At 31.4% G+C, this 17,320-nt stretch carries 17 protein-coding genes; 2 read left to right on the top strand and 15 right to left on the bottom strand.

Annotated features, from left to right (window positions below; translation table 11 throughout):
- Nucleotides 1–155 precede the first annotated feature (155 nt).
- Nucleotides 156–1,103: a phosphotransferase enzyme family protein gene (locus ACXY7N_RS22165; protein ID WP_431153939.1), complete on the top strand. Its 948-nt coding sequence runs from the start codon at nucleotides 156–158 to the stop codon at nucleotides 1,101–1,103.
- A gap of 84 nt (nucleotides 1,104–1,187) precedes the next feature.
- Here the strand turns inward: ACXY7N_RS22165 and ACXY7N_RS22160 are convergent, their stop codons facing one another.
- The 4 genes from ACXY7N_RS22160 to ACXY7N_RS22145 all read right to left on the bottom strand — a co-directional run bounded on the left by ACXY7N_RS22160 (nucleotide 1,188) and on the right by ACXY7N_RS22145 (nucleotide 4,445).
- Nucleotides 1,188–1,937, bottom strand: coding sequence for an aminoglycoside phosphotransferase family protein (locus tag ACXY7N_RS22160; protein ID WP_016134556.1), 750 nt, complete (start codon nucleotides 1,935–1,937; stop codon nucleotides 1,188–1,190).
- Between the two features lie 115 nt (nucleotides 1,938–2,052).
- The gene (locus tag ACXY7N_RS22155) at nucleotides 2,053–2,847 is read right to left on the bottom strand and encodes a VOC family protein (RefSeq protein WP_016134555.1); all 795 of its coding nucleotides are present in this window, start codon (nucleotides 2,845–2,847) and stop codon (nucleotides 2,053–2,055) included.
- 247 nt (nucleotides 2,848–3,094) lie between these two features.
- The gene (locus tag ACXY7N_RS22150; protein WP_016134554.1) at nucleotides 3,095–3,847 is read right to left on the bottom strand and encodes a class I SAM-dependent methyltransferase; all 753 of its coding nucleotides are present in this window, start codon (nucleotides 3,845–3,847) and stop codon (nucleotides 3,095–3,097) included.
- Between the two features lie 259 nt (nucleotides 3,848–4,106).
- Nucleotides 4,107–4,445: a winged helix-turn-helix transcriptional regulator gene (locus ACXY7N_RS22145; protein WP_088083762.1), complete on the bottom strand. Its 339-nt coding sequence runs from the start codon at nucleotides 4,443–4,445 to the stop codon at nucleotides 4,107–4,109.
- A 195-nt stretch (nucleotides 4,446–4,640) separates the two neighbouring features.
- On the opposite strand from ACXY7N_RS22145, the gene ACXY7N_RS22140 reads away from it, so the two are divergent.
- Complete coding sequence (locus ACXY7N_RS22140) at nucleotides 4,641–5,357, top strand: SDR family oxidoreductase (protein WP_016134552.1); 717 nt, start codon at nucleotides 4,641–4,643, stop codon at nucleotides 5,355–5,357.
- 81 nt (nucleotides 5,358–5,438) lie between these two features.
- Here the strand turns inward: ACXY7N_RS22140 and ACXY7N_RS22135 are convergent, their stop codons facing one another.
- The 11 genes from ACXY7N_RS22135 to ACXY7N_RS22085 all read right to left on the bottom strand — a co-directional run.
- Nucleotides 5,439–5,975 (bottom strand): NUDIX hydrolase, encoded by a 537-nt coding sequence (locus ACXY7N_RS22135; protein WP_488592608.1) that lies wholly within the window; start codon nucleotides 5,973–5,975, stop codon nucleotides 5,439–5,441.
- A gap of 57 nt (nucleotides 5,976–6,032) precedes the next feature.
- Nucleotides 6,033–6,524, bottom strand: a complete 492-nt coding sequence (locus ACXY7N_RS22130) for an HAD-IIIA family hydrolase (protein WP_082181402.1) — start codon at nucleotides 6,522–6,524, stop codon at nucleotides 6,033–6,035.
- On the bottom strand, nucleotides 6,511–7,320 hold the full coding sequence (locus ACXY7N_RS22125; protein ID WP_016134549.1) for a MerR family transcriptional regulator: 810 nt from the start codon (nucleotides 7,318–7,320) through the stop codon (nucleotides 6,511–6,513). The genes ACXY7N_RS22130 and ACXY7N_RS22125 overlap by 14 nt, the downstream gene beginning before the upstream one ends.
- Nucleotides 7,321–7,441: 121 nt before the next feature.
- Nucleotides 7,442–8,887 carry a serine hydrolase domain-containing protein gene (locus ACXY7N_RS22120; RefSeq protein WP_016134548.1) on the bottom strand — a complete coding sequence of 482 codons (1,446 nt, stop codon included), beginning with the start codon at nucleotides 8,885–8,887 and terminating at the stop codon, nucleotides 7,442–7,444.
- Entirely contained in the window at nucleotides 8,868–9,398 is a 531-nt protein-coding gene (locus tag ACXY7N_RS22115; protein WP_016087773.1) for a DUF1129 domain-containing protein, read from the bottom strand. The genes ACXY7N_RS22120 and ACXY7N_RS22115 overlap by 20 nt, the downstream gene beginning before the upstream one ends.
- The gene (locus ACXY7N_RS22110) at nucleotides 9,395–9,736 is read right to left on the bottom strand and encodes a PadR family transcriptional regulator (protein ID WP_016087774.1); all 342 of its coding nucleotides are present in this window, start codon (nucleotides 9,734–9,736) and stop codon (nucleotides 9,395–9,397) included. The genes ACXY7N_RS22115 and ACXY7N_RS22110 overlap by 4 nt, the downstream gene beginning before the upstream one ends.
- Before the next feature lie 570 nt (nucleotides 9,737–10,306).
- Nucleotides 10,307–11,755, bottom strand: a complete 1,449-nt coding sequence (locus ACXY7N_RS22105) for a serine hydrolase domain-containing protein (protein ID WP_016093005.1) — start codon at nucleotides 11,753–11,755, stop codon at nucleotides 10,307–10,309.
- 338 nt (nucleotides 11,756–12,093) lie between these two features.
- Nucleotides 12,094–15,264, bottom strand: coding sequence for an ATP-binding cassette domain-containing protein (locus ACXY7N_RS22100; protein WP_016134547.1), 3,171 nt, complete (start codon nucleotides 15,262–15,264; stop codon nucleotides 12,094–12,096).
- 79 nt (nucleotides 15,265–15,343) lie between these two features.
- Nucleotides 15,344–15,823 carry an SRPBCC family protein gene (locus ACXY7N_RS22095; protein WP_016134546.1) on the bottom strand — a complete coding sequence of 160 codons (480 nt, stop codon included), beginning with the start codon at nucleotides 15,821–15,823 and terminating at the stop codon, nucleotides 15,344–15,346.
- Between the two features lie 265 nt (nucleotides 15,824–16,088).
- A complete protein-coding gene (locus ACXY7N_RS22090) occupies nucleotides 16,089–16,649 on the bottom strand; it encodes a class I SAM-dependent methyltransferase (RefSeq protein ID WP_033659703.1) in 561 nt (186 codons plus the stop codon).
- Nucleotides 16,650–16,836: 187 nt separating this feature from the next.
- Nucleotides 16,837–17,320, bottom strand: a 484-nt coding sequence (locus tag ACXY7N_RS22085) for a SpaA isopeptide-forming pilin-related protein (RefSeq protein ID WP_488592607.1), incomplete at its 5' end; no start/stop codon positions are given.

Raw genomic sequence — 17,320 nt, 5'->3', positions numbered from 1 at the left:
GTTTCTTTCTTTTGATATTTCTTGTGTTTTATAACATGGGCCATTCATTACAAAATGCTTCATTTTAAAGGATATCAAAAATAAAACACGAATGTTGTAAATTAAGATTCTTTTAATTCTCTAGTAAAAAATTAAAGTTTGGAAAGGGCGTTACAATGAACGAGTTAGAAAAAGGAATACTTAGATTACTAAATGAACGATATCCATTAAATTTTATTAACATTAAACCAATAACGAATGAAATGTATCAATGTCTTACAGAACTAGATACATACTTCATTAGAATTACAAACTACAAAACATATGAAGAACAGTTAGAAGAAGTTACATATACGAACTTTTTATATGAAAATGGTTTAGCGGTTCCTCCAATCATACCTTCTCTTAATGGGAATTTAGTAGAAAGGTTAACATTAGACAAGGAAATTCTTGCCGTATTATATAAAGCTGCTCCAGGAATACATTTACCAAGGTGCGAATGGAATTCTAATATATTTAGAAAGCTTGGTAAACAAATTGGAAAACTACATCGTATTTCTAAAAGCTTTGAAAAGATTAAACCAGTAAAACATATAAACGATTGGTATGAAAATGAAGAATATAATTTTCTTAAATATATCCCTAAAGAAGAGACGACTATAAGAGAGATGGCATCTGACGTTTTAACTTCCATAAAGGAACTACAAAAATCCCCTTCAAATTACGGCTTAATACACGGAGATTTATGGTTAGAAAACATTTTAGTTGAAAATAATTCAAACTTAACAATGATAGATTTTCAAGACTGCGAAAAACATTTTTATATATTCGATTTAGCCGTTCCTATTTATAGTGCGATAGAATATTCATTTGCTGGAGATGGGAATATTGTTGACTATGAGTATTCTATTACAAAAGCACTATTTGAAGGGTATCAAGAGGAAAATGAACTACCTAAAGAGATAATAGACAAGTTTCCATTGTTTATAAAATTAAAGGAGCTTTTTGAATATAGTTTAATGCATATGTATTGGGATAAAGAAGAATTAACTGAGGAACAAGTACGGATTATGAACCTTTATAGGATGAAGATTGAAACTAAATATACCTATATCAATATTTAAAAATACAGTTGTTTAACCACAAGGCAACTTTAGTTAAACAACTATATTTATTAATTAGCTACTAGACAAACTTTGTTTTATTACTTATAAATACTGAGTCAATAATCTGTTTAAATATACTTCATTTTGCGGAGATAATTTCTCAGACAATCTAGCTGCAATCATAACAGGAGCCCATTGAAAGATCTCATCTCTTGTTAGATTGGTATTACTGCAATATATTTGCAAATACATTTCTGCTAATTCTATATAAGACTGCGCATACAATAAATATGTACGAAACACATCTGCACGAATATCACCTGAACAAGCATCTACCCAGTCTATAATATTTACATTCTTTTCACTCAAAATTAGATTAAATGGATGGAAATCGCCATGACATAATCTAGGTTCAAATTTGATTGAATGTAACTTATTCAATATACTTTCCTTTTGGTTTTCATCCAATTTATGTACAGATTTAATTTGACGCTCTAACCTTTCCCCCATTGCTTCCGTTTCATCCGTATTCACACGTATAGCATGAATCTTTTTTTGTTGATTAACACAAATATTTATGTAATGTTCTGCCTCATTTAGATTATTAAGCAGGAGATCACCTATACTGTCACCTTTTGCGTATTCCATAATAATTGCCTGTCTATTTTTTATCTTTGTCACTGCAAATACGTTTGGAACTGATAATCCGCATGAATAAGCATATTTTTGTTTTTTTGCTTCATTCATAGACTCTGTATCTGGGAGGTAATCTTTAAATAATTTCACAATCTTATTATCATATAGATAAATGTCTGCTGTATTCCCTTTTGCAATCGGATTACCTAGATTCATTTTGTTTACCTCCATAAAATAAATTTGAATAGCGCCTTTTCCCTTTCTTTACATTCACTGTAAACATAACAAAAACCTTCTTCTCGAAGATACAAAAACTTACCGCTTTCTATCCTTAAATAGAAAGTGGTAAGTTTAGTTCTTTAGGAATATTTGAATGCAACTCTGGTGTATGCGAGACAGTAAATGCATATCCCTGTTGAATAAATGATACTTCATTACCTTTACATTCAAATGGAACACTATTTTCCTTAAAGTTATTTTGGATTCGGTATAAAAAATCTTGATCCGGTGTTCCGAAAGAAACATGTACTTTCGGTTGTAAAGCTTTCATCGCAATTGGAATCCAAGGTCGCTGCCACCATGTCGCGACGATATATGCAGTGCCGCCAACTACAAAGTTGAAAATATCCCCATCCTCCATCGTTCTCATATCTAGATTTGATTTTAACCATTCCGTAAAAACAGGTACACTTTTAACGGGAAGACCGATTTCCCTTACATATAAAATGTTTAAAGGTGACTGCGGTACTAATACATCTTCTTTAACATAACTATGTGTGATAATTTCAAGAAGATTTCCATCACCGTCTTTGAAATATAAATTAAATAAACCGTTCTCCTCACCAATTGTATTTCCATCTTTCCATTTCACAATAAGTAATCCAGACTTTTCAAGCCATCTTGCTGTTTCATGAAATTTTGAATATGGAATTTCAAAAGCAAAGTGCGCAGGTGCAATTGGTTCATACACTTCTTGGAAACTAATTGTTGTATAAGGTGTTACTTCAAATTGAATAAACGATGCTGTTTCTTTTTTTATTGGAAAAGATAATATGTCCCTATAAACTTGTTTTACCCCTTCTATAGAAACCGTTTGTAGTTTTATATCTGAAATATGTGTAATCACGTTACATTCCCCCTCATTTCTTATTATCTATTCGTATTGTATTACATTTATAAATAAATAAAATCAAACGGAAGGATTGATTTTTTATATAAAAACTACAACTTTAGTATGAATATGCTAGCCCCAAAAGTCTTTTTGTTTGATATCTACCATCAATAAGGGTACATTTTTATGTTTTCCTTGCATTCTTTTTTACACAAAAAACTGCCTTTCTATACAAGAAAAGCAGTTTTTACGCTATAATACGTTATAATTTAACAGCAATTATCATAAACCGTTTTGAATTCGTACGAATACCTTTTTCAGAACTATTAGCTTTAATGAACTTTTGCAAAATAATAAAATCCTCTTCCTCTTCTCCAAAATTAGGAATAATAGGCGTATGTTTTAATAAGAAAATAAGATCTTCAGGCGTACTGTAATAATCAATAACATCATATTCACGTACTTGCACGAGTTCAAATCCTACACTAATAAGTTCATTCATATACTTTTCTTTTAATGTGCCATCTCTTTCACCTAAGCATTGTCCTCTTCCAAATGCTTCTTTAAGATTCAATTTATCATGTTCGCAAACTTGTTGCGTTAAGAAAAAAGCACCTTGTTTCATTACTTTTGCTAACTCAGATGCTATAAACGGTGCGTGACAATTAGAAGCAATATCAAAATAGGCATTCTGAAACGTTAACGCTTCAGAATCCATTTGAAGAAACTCGACATTTTGTATACCTGATTTTTTCAAGTTAGAATGTGCCGTTTCAATCATCCCATTAGAATTATCAATTCCAATTAAAAATTTAGCTGAAGGTGCTATGTTAAGCACATTCTCTCCTCCACCTGTACCAACATCAAGTAGAGTGTCTGATGGTTTACATCTTTTTTTCACTTCTCCATAAAAGTCCCATGTATCTCCTACAGTTTCACATTTTACCTTACTAAAATCCCATCCATTTAATCTTCCTACTTTATCATAAAAGTTTTTGTACTCTAATTCGTTCATCTTATTATTTCCCCCTTGTTACTATACATGAAATGTTTAATCATGATGATCCCCGAAATAGACTCATAATTTATATTTTTGTAAATCCCTTTTTATATCTGGTACACATTTTTCAGTCCCGAACAAGTACTTACCTCGAGCAATACACGTTTTCATCTATCCCGCTGCAATTAATACTTTATGTACGATAACATCATTTTATTATAAAATATAGATTATCAAAATAGTAGCTTTCCACACTTTTGTTTACATAATAAATTTATAGTTTATCTCTATTTATATATTCTAAATGTTTCCTTCCCCAACCACACATACTATCCAAAACAAAACTTACCGTTTTTCCATGCTCAGTTAAGCTATACTCCACTTTAGGTGGTATTTCTTGATAAATTTCTCGTTCTATTAGTTGATCTTGCTCTAATTCCCTAAGTTGCTTCGCTAATGTTCCTTGAGATATGTCTGGTATTAATCGCTTTAATTCACCAAATCGTTTTGTTCCATCTGTTAGCAAAATAAATAAAATGAGTGGCTTCCATTTTCCACCGATTATTTGTAATGTTGCTATTACCCCTTTTAACTTCGGTTCTTGTAAATCCATTTTTTTCACCTCTCCTCAGATATCATAAACCATATTTTGCAATTTTTCATATTACTTATCCGCATAAATAGCGATTAGTACGAAATTTGTGACTATGTACATATAAAGTGCGTACTTTTCACTTGCTATCTTTTAGCGAATAATAAAAGCATAACAGTTTTATTTTAAAGTTTTTATTAAGGGAGTGGCTTAAATATGTCTATAACTACATTAAAAGGTAGCCGTATCGTTATCATTGGTGGGAGTTCTGGTATTGGATTTGCAACAGCAAAACAAGCAATCGAACAAGGAGCACATGTTATTATTGCAGGCCGTTCGAAAGAAAAACTAAGGATTGCTCAAGAAATAATAAGTAACAACCATCTTCAAACTTATGTATTGGATAATCAGGATAAAAACCAATTAGAAGATTTTTTCAAAAAGGTTGGAAATTTTGATCATTTGTTCACCCCAGGAGCCTCTTATACCCTTGGACCAATTACTGCTACGGATGATATTGCTGAAAGCAGCTTTATCGGCAAGTTTTGGCCACAATATTATGCCGTAAAATATGCAATTCCTTTTCTTTCAGACTCCGGATCTATCGTATTAATGTCCGGTGCATTTAGTCAAAGACCGCTTAAAGGGGCACCTGCTTATGGAGCTTGTAATGGGGCTATTGAAAGTTTAGGGAAAGCTTTAGCTGTTGAAATAGCTCCTATAAGAGTTAATGTTGTTTCCCCTGGAACGATACGGAGGGAAAATGAACAAAACGAAAATAGACTAGCTGCTTATGAAGCTTATAAATCTCTTTCTCTTGTAAAGAGACCTGGTCATATTGATGAAATTGCACATACTGTTCTATATTTAATGCAAAATAGTTTTACTACAGGCAATGTATTGTTTCCTGATGGAGGATACACCTACCATTAAATTATTTAAAACAAAAGCCCCTTATTAAGGTGGCTTTTGTTGCTAATTTAGAAACTGTTGAAGTAATACAGGATCCTTTTTTTAAAGTCCTGCTAAAAACATAAGTTGCGGATAAGGTTGTAAGATTAAGTCTATATCCATTTTTTCTTTCAATATAGCTATTCCACCTTGCTTAATATAATCTTTTAGTGTTATTTCATTACTACAAATTAGCCTAATATCACTTAAAGAAAGTAATAGAAGTCCATTCGTTTCAGAAGATGGATTTGGCTTATTTTCTGAATGCGCTATATACATAATAGATAAAGTTTCATCTGGACTATCAATAATTAATATTGGATTGATTTCATTTGCTACCTTTATTTTCTTTGATTGCGCATTCCAGTTCTCTTTATAATATGTACTTGGTGAACTCAAAATAGTAATATCGATAGTAGCTTCTTCTTTCACTTCTCTTTTAGCAGTTTCTACTGCTGTTTCATCGGATTCTTTATGTCCGCCGAGCCTTACTACACCTAATGTATCTCCTTTACTCGTTGGTCCAACTTGAAAAACAAATAAATTCTTATACACTACATATGCACCAGATGTTCGTACATTCTTATCTATATGTATCAATATTTCCCCTCCTAAATTAACCATCTTACAAACTAGTTTACTATAATTTTATTATGTTTAAAAATTCTCTTCAATCCAACACACAGCATCAAGTAAATTTTCCGCTATATAATCAGGCGCCGTTTCTATCCACAAATTTCTATACTTTGTTAATGAACTTTCACCCCATCCTGTTCGTACTAAAATCTTTTTCATATTCGCCCTTTCAGCCGCAATCATATCTGTACTCCCAGTATCTCCAATAAGAAAACAATCTTTTAAGCACAAATCATGTTCTTCCGTTGCTTTTAAAAGTAAACCTATATTCGGTTTTTGGCAGTCGCAACTACTATTATGTGGACAATAGTACATCCCGTCTATATATACATCCTCATCTTTTAATATCTGTTGCATCTTTTGAAATCCTTTAAGCAGTTCTTTTTCAGTAAAATATCCCCGTCCAATTTTAGTTTGATTTGTATATAAAAACACCTTTAATCCTAATTTATTTAACCAAAGAAAAAAGGCATATACATAATGCCTTTTTTCTTTATCCTTATTTAATTGGATAACAAACTTCTGTAACCCACTTACTAGGATCCGCTTCCATCGCTGGGCTCACATGATAAATATTAAACATCGGGCCTGCTAATTCGTAACCTTCCGTTTCAATCCATTTTGCTGCAGCCCCATTTACAGCTGTCATCTGTTCATAACTTCCATTAACCGTTATAGAAGCTACATTAGTTGATTCAACATTTTTAAATGTAACGTCTTTTGTATTTTTATACTTACCTAGAATACTTAGCTGTATTTCTACATCTACATCATTTTCTTTGTATTCACGATCATGGAAAACCGCAATACTATAACTCGGATGGGCAATACTAATACTTTTCATTTGTATTTCTTGCATTAACATACCCCATAAGTCCCCTTCAGCATTATAAGATGGAATTACCTTTCTAACACTAGCTACATTTCTTTCTGGAATTTCCTTTATTGAAACATGATAGTTCATCTCAACAACATCCTCTCTCATCGTTTTCATTGAGTTTTCGAGGAGACGTAATTGTTTTTGTAGGTTATCCATGTCTTCTTTAATTTGAGCACTACGATATAAAAATTGTTCCTTAATACCATCTATATTATCGCATTCTATTATTTCTTTAATGGTAGCGATATTAAATCCCATAGCTTTTAACGTTTGAATTTGATTTATTTTCTTTAATTGGGCTGCTGAATAGTATCTGTACCCACTCTGCTCATCAACTTTTACTGGCTGCAATAATTCTACTTTATCGTAGTGTCTCAACATACGTATACTAATGGACGATAGTTTTGAAAAATCCCCTATTTTAAACATGTTTTCCTCCTAAAAATTACATCCACTTCGAAGCTCAACTTCATCTTAAACAATGACATTGTGTGAGAGTCAACTGTTTATAACACTTAAATTATATTTCTTTAATTCTTTCCCCTTATACTTACTTCCTTCTTAAGGCTATAAAAATTGAAGTTAGTCCGTTCACAGCAAATAAAGTTACAATAATACTTGTAAATAAAGCTACGTCTGGCGCAAATATTTTAATCGTACGCCAAGGTGAACTTGTACTATAAGTAAGTAGTGGGATGAACATAATAGATAATAGTAGGGATAGACTCCCTGTAAATAACCAAATTAGCTTTTTTACAGTTTTCATATGTTTATACTTTTTAATTAACATAAGTGATATTATGAAAAGTATCAGTGTAACTATCAACAAAACAATTTGTGTTAATGGTATGTTTTGAGGAATATCAACCGGTTCTTCTCCATTCAAAATACTAATAATCCCCTTTTTCAATACTGATAGTGCGGTTTCTTCTAATACATGATTTTTATTCGTTAGAATTACACCACCCCAGCCACTTTTATTTAAAGTAAATATTTCTGCACGAGCATCGGGCGTTGATCCTGAATGCCAAATCATCTTTTCACTTTCATTTATATTTGTTGTCCTTAATCCAAAACCATAACTTTTTTCTGGATTTATCTTATAAAGTGGTGATAGATAAAGATCCATGTTTTCTTTCCTTAATAATTGTGCATCCCCTGGATGATTCAAAAACATAATATATTGAATCATATCTTCTAAATTTGCAGTAATATAGCCATACGGTGCTCCGGCATTATCATAGGAGACTACACTTTTTCTTGGAAAACCAAACCAAGACTGATAACCTGTTAAATAACCTTTTTCATATGCAGTTTCTTTACTTGCTGCCGCGCCATTCATATTTAATGGCTGAAAAATATACTTTTCCATATATGATGAATATGTTTCATTTGTGACTTCCTCAATAAGTGTACCTAACACAATATAATTCGTATTACTATATTGATATTTTTCACCTGGTGGAGCAGTTACTTTTACATTTGAAAGCTTCATTACATTTTCTTTTAATGCTCTAGAACTTTTGGATTGCTTATCTGATAATGCTAAGCCCTCATATGTACTTATTCCGCTTGTATGAGTTAGTAGATGTTGGATTGTTATAGTTGAGGATATTTGAGAATCTTTTAGTTTAAACCAGGGGAGATATCGTTGAACTGGATCCTCTAATTTTATTTTTTTATCTTCTATTAATTTCACTATAGCTAAAGCTGTTAAAGATTTACTTATTGAGCCGATTGCAAATGGCGTTTTACTAGTTACCTTTTTTTCAGATTCTCCAGTAATCCCCATCGTTTTTGTGAAGAATACATCTTTATTATGTACAATTGCAACTGAAGCTCCCGGAATATTCTGCTCCTTTATAAACTTTTCAATATACTTATCTAATGTAACTTTAATATTTTGCTGAGCGTAAACTTTGGGAAGTGTGATACATACTATCAATACATTACAAAGAATACAAATTAGAGACAGTTTATAGATCGTATTCTTCATTATACTTTAGATACTTTCTTTTTTTATAACTTACTAAGCTAATAAATACCACTACAGAGAGCGTCAAACTAATCATTATTAATAATACGTTCCACCATTGATTCTCTGATATACGATATAAAATATTATAATTAAATGTATTTTTACTATTAGTTGGATTAAATGATTCAGTTAAAAATATTGTAAATATAGTTTGCGAGACGAGGTAAGTAATAATTGCGATGAATATGCCACGTAAGATAAGTGTGTTAGATTTTCCTTTTTCATTTTGAAGTTGTTTCATTTTAACTTGCAAATCAATTTCATTTATTTCTAAAAAATCTTGAACAAATAATTGAGGTGTACCTAAATCATCTATACTATCTTCACCATGTTCACGACATTCTTGAATATGTTCTACTATTTGTCGCTTAATATTTTCCCTCTCTTCTAAACTAATATCGTATTGCTTTAATTCCTTAAGTACGTCTGTTAAAAATTGCTTTTCTTTACCTATCAATTTATTCCTCATTTCAGAAGGTCTCCTTTCAAACCGCTTTTTAATAATGTTTGAATATCTGATTGCAATTCTAACCACTCATTAATTTTCTTCTCAAGACGTATTTTCCCATTTTCATTAATTTCATAATAAATCCTAACTTTACCACTGTCTGTTACTTCTTGATAAGTATTAACCCACTCTTGATTTTTCAACTTAGTTAGAATTGGATAAATACTTCCTACTCCTTTCAACTTTAAATTGTGTACTTCTAGCTCTTTCATAATCTCATAACCATAACTTTTCTTTTTCGACAAAATAGATAATACACACATTTCTAAATGACCTTTAATTAAACTCGTTCTATCCATAGGATAAATTTAACAGAAATATATACTTCATTCAAGTATATATTTCTGTTAAATTTAAAAAATCAGACAATAAAAAGAAATGATTAATAAACAAACAATCTCACTTATGAACTGTTTTCACCCTTAATTATTACTTTTATAATATAATAACTACATAATATATCAAACGTTTATCCCTTTTAATTTCTCACCTCTCCTCCCTTATTTTCCTTAACAAAAAATTCCGTATGTGGGACATAAAAATACTAAAAGATCCAATTTCTTAATTTTGAAATTAAGAAATTGGATCTTTTTTCATTACCTTGTATTAATCATACTGCGTTAATATATACATTATAAAGAATATATGTACAGAGATAATAAAGTTGTTTAATTTACAATAAAGTCATTTAAAAAATAATATAGTTGTTTAAAAATCCTTCTTCTACTAACAAGGCAGGTTAGTGGAAGAAATAGCAAGTGCGTTTAACTAGGAGAAGTGTCGATGACATTAAAGAAGACACCGAGGTGTCTTCTGTTTTTTAAATTAAGAATATCGATAAATCAGGATTTATTTACTTAACATTATACTTATTTTCGGACCGAGGCATCTAATCGGTGAGTATATACAAACCAAGTAATGCTTGCTGTTAATAATGTTGACGAAATTAAAGCTGTAAGAACACTATATGTTTGCCAAATAAGTATCGTTGACCAATCGAAGGCAAAAACCATTATACACTGGGCAATCGTAGCGATTAGGAAAATAATTGTTACGATTGTTCTCTTTTTTGTCATTGGCTGCTGCTCATTTGTTTTCCTTTTTCTTAATCCTGAGAAAAATAACAGAACGGCTAATAGGCAAAGAATAATTGTGGTAGACGACAAAATGATGTCCAAAAGCTGTGTGCTGCTTATCTCATATGACTGAGTTAGATTGCCGTTTAATATATTTTTAACTTTTAGTACCAGGTTTATATTGGTATTTGCGCCGTTGCTCAGTAAGCAGATGGCTGTTCTTTCATTTGGCAGTATGGCTACTTCGGTACTAAAATTTGGATTACCCCCAGTGTGTTCTATAAACGTTTGTTCGGCGTTTACCGACCAACCTGCCGCATAATACATATCATTGACAGCCGAAACAGACATATCACCCCTATGTGATTTTTCGATAGCCCTGTGAAATATTTCGGGTATGTCCTGCACGATACCCATCTGTATGCCCATCCAACGCGCCATATCTTTTGTATTAGAAATGATATAGCCGGCAGGTTTATTCCCAGCATAATCTGGAGCGTTAAATGGAGTTGTTATAAAAAAGGAAGAACGGTAGCCCTGTGCTAACTGTCCAGTGGCTTGAGCATCTTCTTTATAAACATACGTCTGGTGAAGACCTAAGGGTAGAAATACCTGTTCCTTCATAAAGTCTTCATAGCTTTGTCGTGATACAATCTCAATAACCAAACCCAATACGTCATAATTAACGGTTCCATAGTTATATTGTTCACCGGGAGAGAACGCCAATTCTGCATCTACCAGCGTTTCCACAGTCTTTTGCAACATATCAGGTGTATTACCTTGGGGAATATTTTGAATATGTCTAATATTTGTTAGGCCGCTGGTATGGTAAAGAAAGTTATTTAGTGTAAGCTTTTGCATATCAACAGGTTTACCTTGATACTTTAACGTAAACCAAGGTAAATATTTTTGGATAGGGTCAGTCATTGATAGTAGCCCTTGCTCTTCCAATAGCAAAATTCCCATACCAGTAAAAGCTTTACTCACCGAGGCCAACTCATAGAGTGTATTTTCACTTGCAGACAATCCCTTTTCACGATCTGCATACCCAGAAGAAAAGTAGAACACTTCACCATCAGCAAGTATTGAGATTGACATTCCAGGCACACCTGATGTACGACAGGCATCATCTAGCAATGCTTGTATTGCCACAGATTTCGAATCTGACAACGCATAACTTTGTGTTGCGAATCCTGAGAATAATATAAATATCGTTAATACAAAAACAATAGTCTTTTTCATACACTCTCCTTTTTGAAGAATTATTAGGGTATAAATAGCTTATTTTTATAATTATAAACTAAATTCTAATTTATCTTTCTATTCACCTATATAATATGAAATAATTGTGAAGATTTACACTTAAACTAACGGTGGCGTTAGTTCAATAAGAAGTAAACAACTTTATTATTCATTTTTTAAGCATTACATAAGCAGATGGATATAATTTGAAACAACTTTAAAGAGCCTTGCTGCATATAGAATGTAGTAAGGCTCTTATCTTTTTTAATCAAAATTCAATAACTTTATTATCACTATACAATATAAATTATGTTAATAACACAAAATCTAGTAAAACTTTACTGATTACGTTCAAGACACTCATAAACCGCCATCATATCTCGTTTATCCAATTCGCGAACGCGATTAAAAATCGGTATTTGCGCAACAGCTTCTGTTAATAAGCTCTCATCCACAATATCAATAACTTTCCCAGTTAACCATGTTTGCACATCTACACCTTCAACAATTTCTTTAAGCCCTTCATCATTGATACCACTTGCATTACAAGTTACACATGGAATTGTTAGTTTATAGACGCCATCATGTAAATTATCTTCAGTAATAACTTTCTTTCCTTTACAGAATGGACATGGATTACTTTTTTTAATTTTATTAATTTGGGTAACTAACTTTTTATATCCAAATGCTTCGTATACATACGTAAGTTTTTTATATTTACCATTTGTGAAATACTGATCTATAATATTTTCTCTCGTTTCATAAACATTAGGGAAATCACAAACAGTTACTTGATTATTAACACTAATAGATTCGATATTTCCTTTTATTTCATCCCAAAATGGTAAGACATTTTGTAACACCATTTCATAGTTTGAAAAGCTTGCCTGATCTAATTCAAACATTTTTAGTGCAACTTGTGCTTTTCTTGGCAATAAAGAAACATCTTCTGTCAATCTCATATCGCCACCAACTATAGACTTCAATTTATGAAGTGCAGGTAAATCACCGACTATTTTCAACACTTCATCAACTGGCTGATTGATAATTTCACGAATATCTGAGTTACCAAATTTAAGTGGTTTATGATGATTTAAAGCCGTCCCTTCACAAATTGGGCATGTCATCATTTCTTTAGAAGTCTTAATTTCTTCTTTAATATCTGCTTTTGAAATAACAATATATCCACCAATAATCGTATTAAATCCTACCCATGTTCTACGTGTCTTTCCTTTTTTATCATAAAATGATTTTTCAAAATATCCGTACCAAAACGTATGCTTTTCTTCTGCTGACATATTATTGTAGCTCTTTGACAAATCGTGACCAAGCTCATTTTTAATTTCTTCGAATAGAAATTCTATTTTTTCATATTGATAAAATTTTAATACTTTCATGATTTCTGGATCGAATAAACCGTCCCAAAATGGAACATTTTTATTTTGAATTGTAATTTCTTTATCAAAAACTTCAATTTGAAGACGTCCGGAACAAGATGGACAATGATTTTCCTGTGAATAGAAATCAAAACTTCTCGTATCTTTATTAGTTGGATGAGCAGCTACAATATGATTAATTAATCCACCAATTTCATATAAGAAACTATATTGACTATATAAATGTCTTTCAAGATCAATAGCAACAACAGGTGCAATTGTATCAGATTCATATTCACCATAAATTAAACGAGCCATTGATGATAAACTTTTTAAAATACCACCCTTATAAACGTTTTCGGCATTTTTAAAATAGTTAATATGATTTTCTTCTAAATAGTGAACGCCTTCTTTATGCTTAAGTGCTGAAGAAATATGTATTCGCTCAGCATGATTTACACTGCTTTTTTGACGATAATAATCTTCATGACTTAGTACATCAAGATGCTTTATAGATTCAAGCTGTCTTTTCCCGAAATCTACAATATAATCAGAGCTTTCTAACATGTACCTATTATGTTCAATCATGATGATAGAGACGGATTCATCTTGCAATATCCCTCTAACACTATCTATAAATTGATTTAAAATATTTTGTGATAAACCTTTTGAAGGCTCATCAAATATAAATAATGTATGTGGATTTCTAGTATTTGCAAATAACTCCGAAACTAAATGAACACATTGAAACTCACCTGTTGATAATGTTTGTGTTTTTCGTTCTAACGTTAAATAACCAAGTCCTAATTTAATTAGTAGACTCAAGCGTTTATACGCAATATCTTCATTTGGAAGTTCATCAATAATATCCTCAATCGAACGCTCAAAAATATCATCAATATCTTCGCTATATTTTGTTAACTTCTTTTTAATATCTAGGAAAGTGGCTACAGTTGATCGACTTGTAATGGATTGATTTCGATCTTGTCCTACCATAACTAATTTATCTTTTGGATATCGTTTCATGAAATCTGTAGCTAAACATTCATTGACAAGTGTAGATTTCCCGCATCCAGATTCTCCTGTAACTGTTACAAGCCTATTTTTTGGAATCTGAAACTCCGCCATTTGGATATTACGGCAATATAATTCTTGGAATGTATAATATTCTGTTGGTATTTCTTTATTTAGATCCCACAGTATTGGTTTTGGTCTTGGTGATTCTTTCACAATTTGTCCACCATATTTTCCGCTACCAGGTCCAAAGAACAATTGCTCATCTGTTGTATCCAGTACTGTATCTGAATGATCTATAAGCCAAATTTGATTTTTACAACCTAATTGCTTGATCTCTTCTAATATTTGTAATAATGTTTCATGATCAAGTCCAACTGAAATCTCATCAATAATAATTATAGCATTTTCACTTACTGCCATAAATTCAGCCAAATAAAGTCGTGTTAACTCTCCACCTGACAACGTACCCATAATGCGATTTAATGTTAAATAACCAATGTTCATATTAATTATATTTTGCAGTATATGTTGCTTTGCTTCACTAATATTTAGCTCTTCCGCTAACGAAAGAATAGACTCAACACTTAAATCATTAATATTTGAAATTGTATGTGGTTTAGCAAATAAATCTATAGTATGTTGTTCGATTTCTTCGCTATAACGTTTTCCCTTACATTTTTTACACTCAATATTTTTAGTAGTACCTCTGCCTTTACAACCAGTACACCAACCTAACTGATTATTAAATGAAAAAACCTCAGGGGAAAGATGAAATACTTCAGCAAGTTTTTCACGTACTTCTGTGAAAACACCAGTATGAGTACCTATCGTTGAACGTGGGTTGGAAGAAATCGATGATTTTCCTAGAAAAAGAACTAAAGGCATATCTTTCATCTTAATAGCACTAAAATTCGTTTCCATAATGTTAGGAAATAAATATTGATATTCAGCCTTTGGCAATAAAGAAACTAATCGTTTTTTTGATTCTTCACCAATCGTTTGACAAAAAGTTGTTTTACCTGATCCTGATAAACCAGCGATTCCAAACGATTTATTAAATGGAATGACTGTATCTAATTTGTTTATGTTATTAGCAATTAATTGATTTACTTTCATATTAACCTCTATTCTTATTTTTCATAAAAGCCATTTTTACAATGTAATAATTACATAATGAATATAACCTTTAACGTGATTATCTTCTTACTTCAAGAACCTTATCTTTATATATTTCAAACCATTGTTGCCATTCATCTTTAGAAAACTCTTTTTCTTCTCCTTCTAGAACGGAAGAAAAAAGATTTAAACAAATATGCCAACCTGCTATATCTTTCGGTGTATGATCAGTTAATTCATGAATGTATTCTTTAAGGAGTAAAAGGGAACCATTTTCCTCTTTATGTATTTCAAATCGAACTCGATCTTTATCCCAAGTAAATTCAAGTACTGAGTTTACTTGATACTCTAAAATATCAATGTTTATGAATGAACCGTCCATCATGTCGAACTTTATAATTCCACCTGTTTTAAGGCTTTCAATCTGTAAATTAGACATCCATTTTTTTAGCTTACTGTTTTCTGTTAAAACAGACCAAACTTCCTCTATTGTATATGGAAATTGTCGTTCAAATTTTACAATATATCCATCAGTTAGTTGCCCAATTTCAGCTATCATCTTGATTGCCCCCTTATATAGAATGTATGTTCTCACTCTATTTTACACGAATATATATATAAAATAAATCTTTATGTCAACGAAGTATTAATTTAAAGTTAATGGTTATAAGAAAGATTTGAAAAATTTTCAAATCGAGTTATAGCATGTTGAGAATTTAGTATCATGTATGTTTCCTCATTAACTATAGATTTACGCACAAATAAAAAGAGCCGCATTTGCGACTCTTGAACTTATAGAATTACTCCTGTTTTTGTTGAATGATTTACCGTTTAATCGCATCGACAATTAGCGATGGAAAACCAAGTTTATCACCTTTGTTTCTAGAATCATACCTTTTCGAACGGAAAATAACACCGTCGTTTGCATCCCATTCCTTGTAATAAAACTGACCATTTTCATCACAATATTCAAGTAAAACTACCTCAAATCCAGCAGTTTCAAACATTTTCGTTAATGTTTTATAATTATGAACAATTTTATGACTTGCTGCTGGATGATCTTTCGGGCCAGGTCCGCCTATTTGAACTATATTTTGATATGCTTCATCTCGGAAAAATGCATCAGGAACACCACACCGAATATGCCCTGTTGGCTTTAAAAATTCATAACAAATTTCAGCTGCTCTTACACCTTCTTCAAACGTAAGATGTTCCCATACATGTTCAGCTAAAATAGCTGAAATGGAATTATATTCAAATCTTTCTTCCCACATAGCTTTATCTAGTAAGTTAAGTTCATTTTCTTGCGTTTGAATCCAACCGGGATTATTATTAAACGCTCCAGCTCCGACTACTACTTTAATTTCTTCTTGTTTTATTGCCATCATTTTCACCTCATGAATATTTTGATTTATTAATATATTCTGTGTTTACTATTCCACTTCCTTCTTCAACAAATTTAATAGCATGAATCCAGTACAATACCGAACTCATGCCCTAAAAACTATCTAATACAACGATCTGTCTAACTTTAAAAAATTAGTTCATAATATACAGCTGTTTTTATACGATTTATATACGATTTTTCTTACGGAAATATAGTACGCCAAACATTAGCATAAAACCAATCACGTAAAAACTTGTTGTTCCGCTGCCACCAGTATTAGGGATTACCCAATTATTTTTCGCATTTTTCACTATTAGTTGTTGTGTCTTTACTGCTTCTGTAATTTCTATTTCTATTGGATCTCTAAGTAACATATATCCATTTGGCGCTTTTATTTCTTTAATCGTATACTTTCCAAATACTAACTGATTGGAAATCACCTTTCCTTTTTCATCCGTTGTTAATCTAGTAACTTCTTTACCTTCTTTATCTAAGACTTGAAATACAGCACTTTTTAGTTTTAAATTACTATCCTTATCATCAACTTTCTCAATTTCAAATTGGCCAGTCGGATCTGGCAATTTCTTATTTCCTATTTTAATTTCTACTATTACATCTTTTTCTATTTTTACAGCTATTTTATCTTTTAATAATTTGTAGCCTTTAGGT

Source organism: Bacillus sp. 5w2, assembly GCF_054353775.1.
Note: the sequence above shows the minus strand (reverse complement) of the source record. Positions and strands in the feature narration are given on the sequence as shown.

Coding starts and splice junctions, on each gene's coding strand:
- ACXY7N_RS22140 (WP_016134552.1), top strand. CDS start 4,641: ATGTCTATAACTACATTAAAAGGTAGCCGTATCGTTATCATTGGTGGG.
- ACXY7N_RS22120 (WP_016134548.1), bottom strand. CDS start 8,887: ATGAAGAATACGATCTATAAACTGTCTCTAATTTGTATTCTTTGTAAT.
- ACXY7N_RS22105 (WP_016093005.1), bottom strand. CDS start 11,755: ATGAAAAAGACTATTGTTTTTGTATTAACGATATTTATATTATTCTCA.
- ACXY7N_RS22160 (WP_016134556.1), bottom strand. CDS start 1,937: ATGAATCTAGGTAATCCGATTGCAAAAGGGAATACAGCAGACATTTAT.
- ACXY7N_RS22100 (WP_016134547.1), bottom strand. CDS start 15,264: ATGAAAGTAAATCAATTAATTGCTAATAACATAAACAAATTAGATACA.
- ACXY7N_RS22150 (WP_016134554.1), bottom strand. CDS start 3,847: ATGAACGAATTAGAGTACAAAAACTTTTATGATAAAGTAGGAAGATTA.
- ACXY7N_RS22115 (WP_016087773.1), bottom strand. CDS start 9,398: ATGAGGAATAAATTGATAGGTAAAGAAAAGCAATTTTTAACAGACGTA.
- ACXY7N_RS22090 (WP_033659703.1), bottom strand. CDS start 16,649: ATGGCAATAAAACAAGAAGAAATTAAAGTAGTAGTCGGAGCTGGAGCG.
- ACXY7N_RS22145 (WP_088083762.1), bottom strand. CDS start 4,445: ATGGATTTACAAGAACCGAAGTTAAAAGGGGTAATAGCAACATTACAA.
- ACXY7N_RS22110 (WP_016087774.1), bottom strand. CDS start 9,736: ATGGATAGAACGAGTTTAATTAAAGGTCATTTAGAAATGTGTGTATTA.
- ACXY7N_RS22125 (WP_016134549.1), bottom strand. CDS start 7,320: ATGTTTAAAATAGGGGATTTTTCAAAACTATCGTCCATTAGTATACGT.
- ACXY7N_RS22095 (WP_016134546.1), bottom strand. CDS start 15,823: ATGATAGCTGAAATTGGGCAACTAACTGATGGATATATTGTAAAATTT.
- ACXY7N_RS22165 (WP_431153939.1), top strand. CDS start 156: ATGAACGAGTTAGAAAAAGGAATACTTAGATTACTAAATGAACGATAT.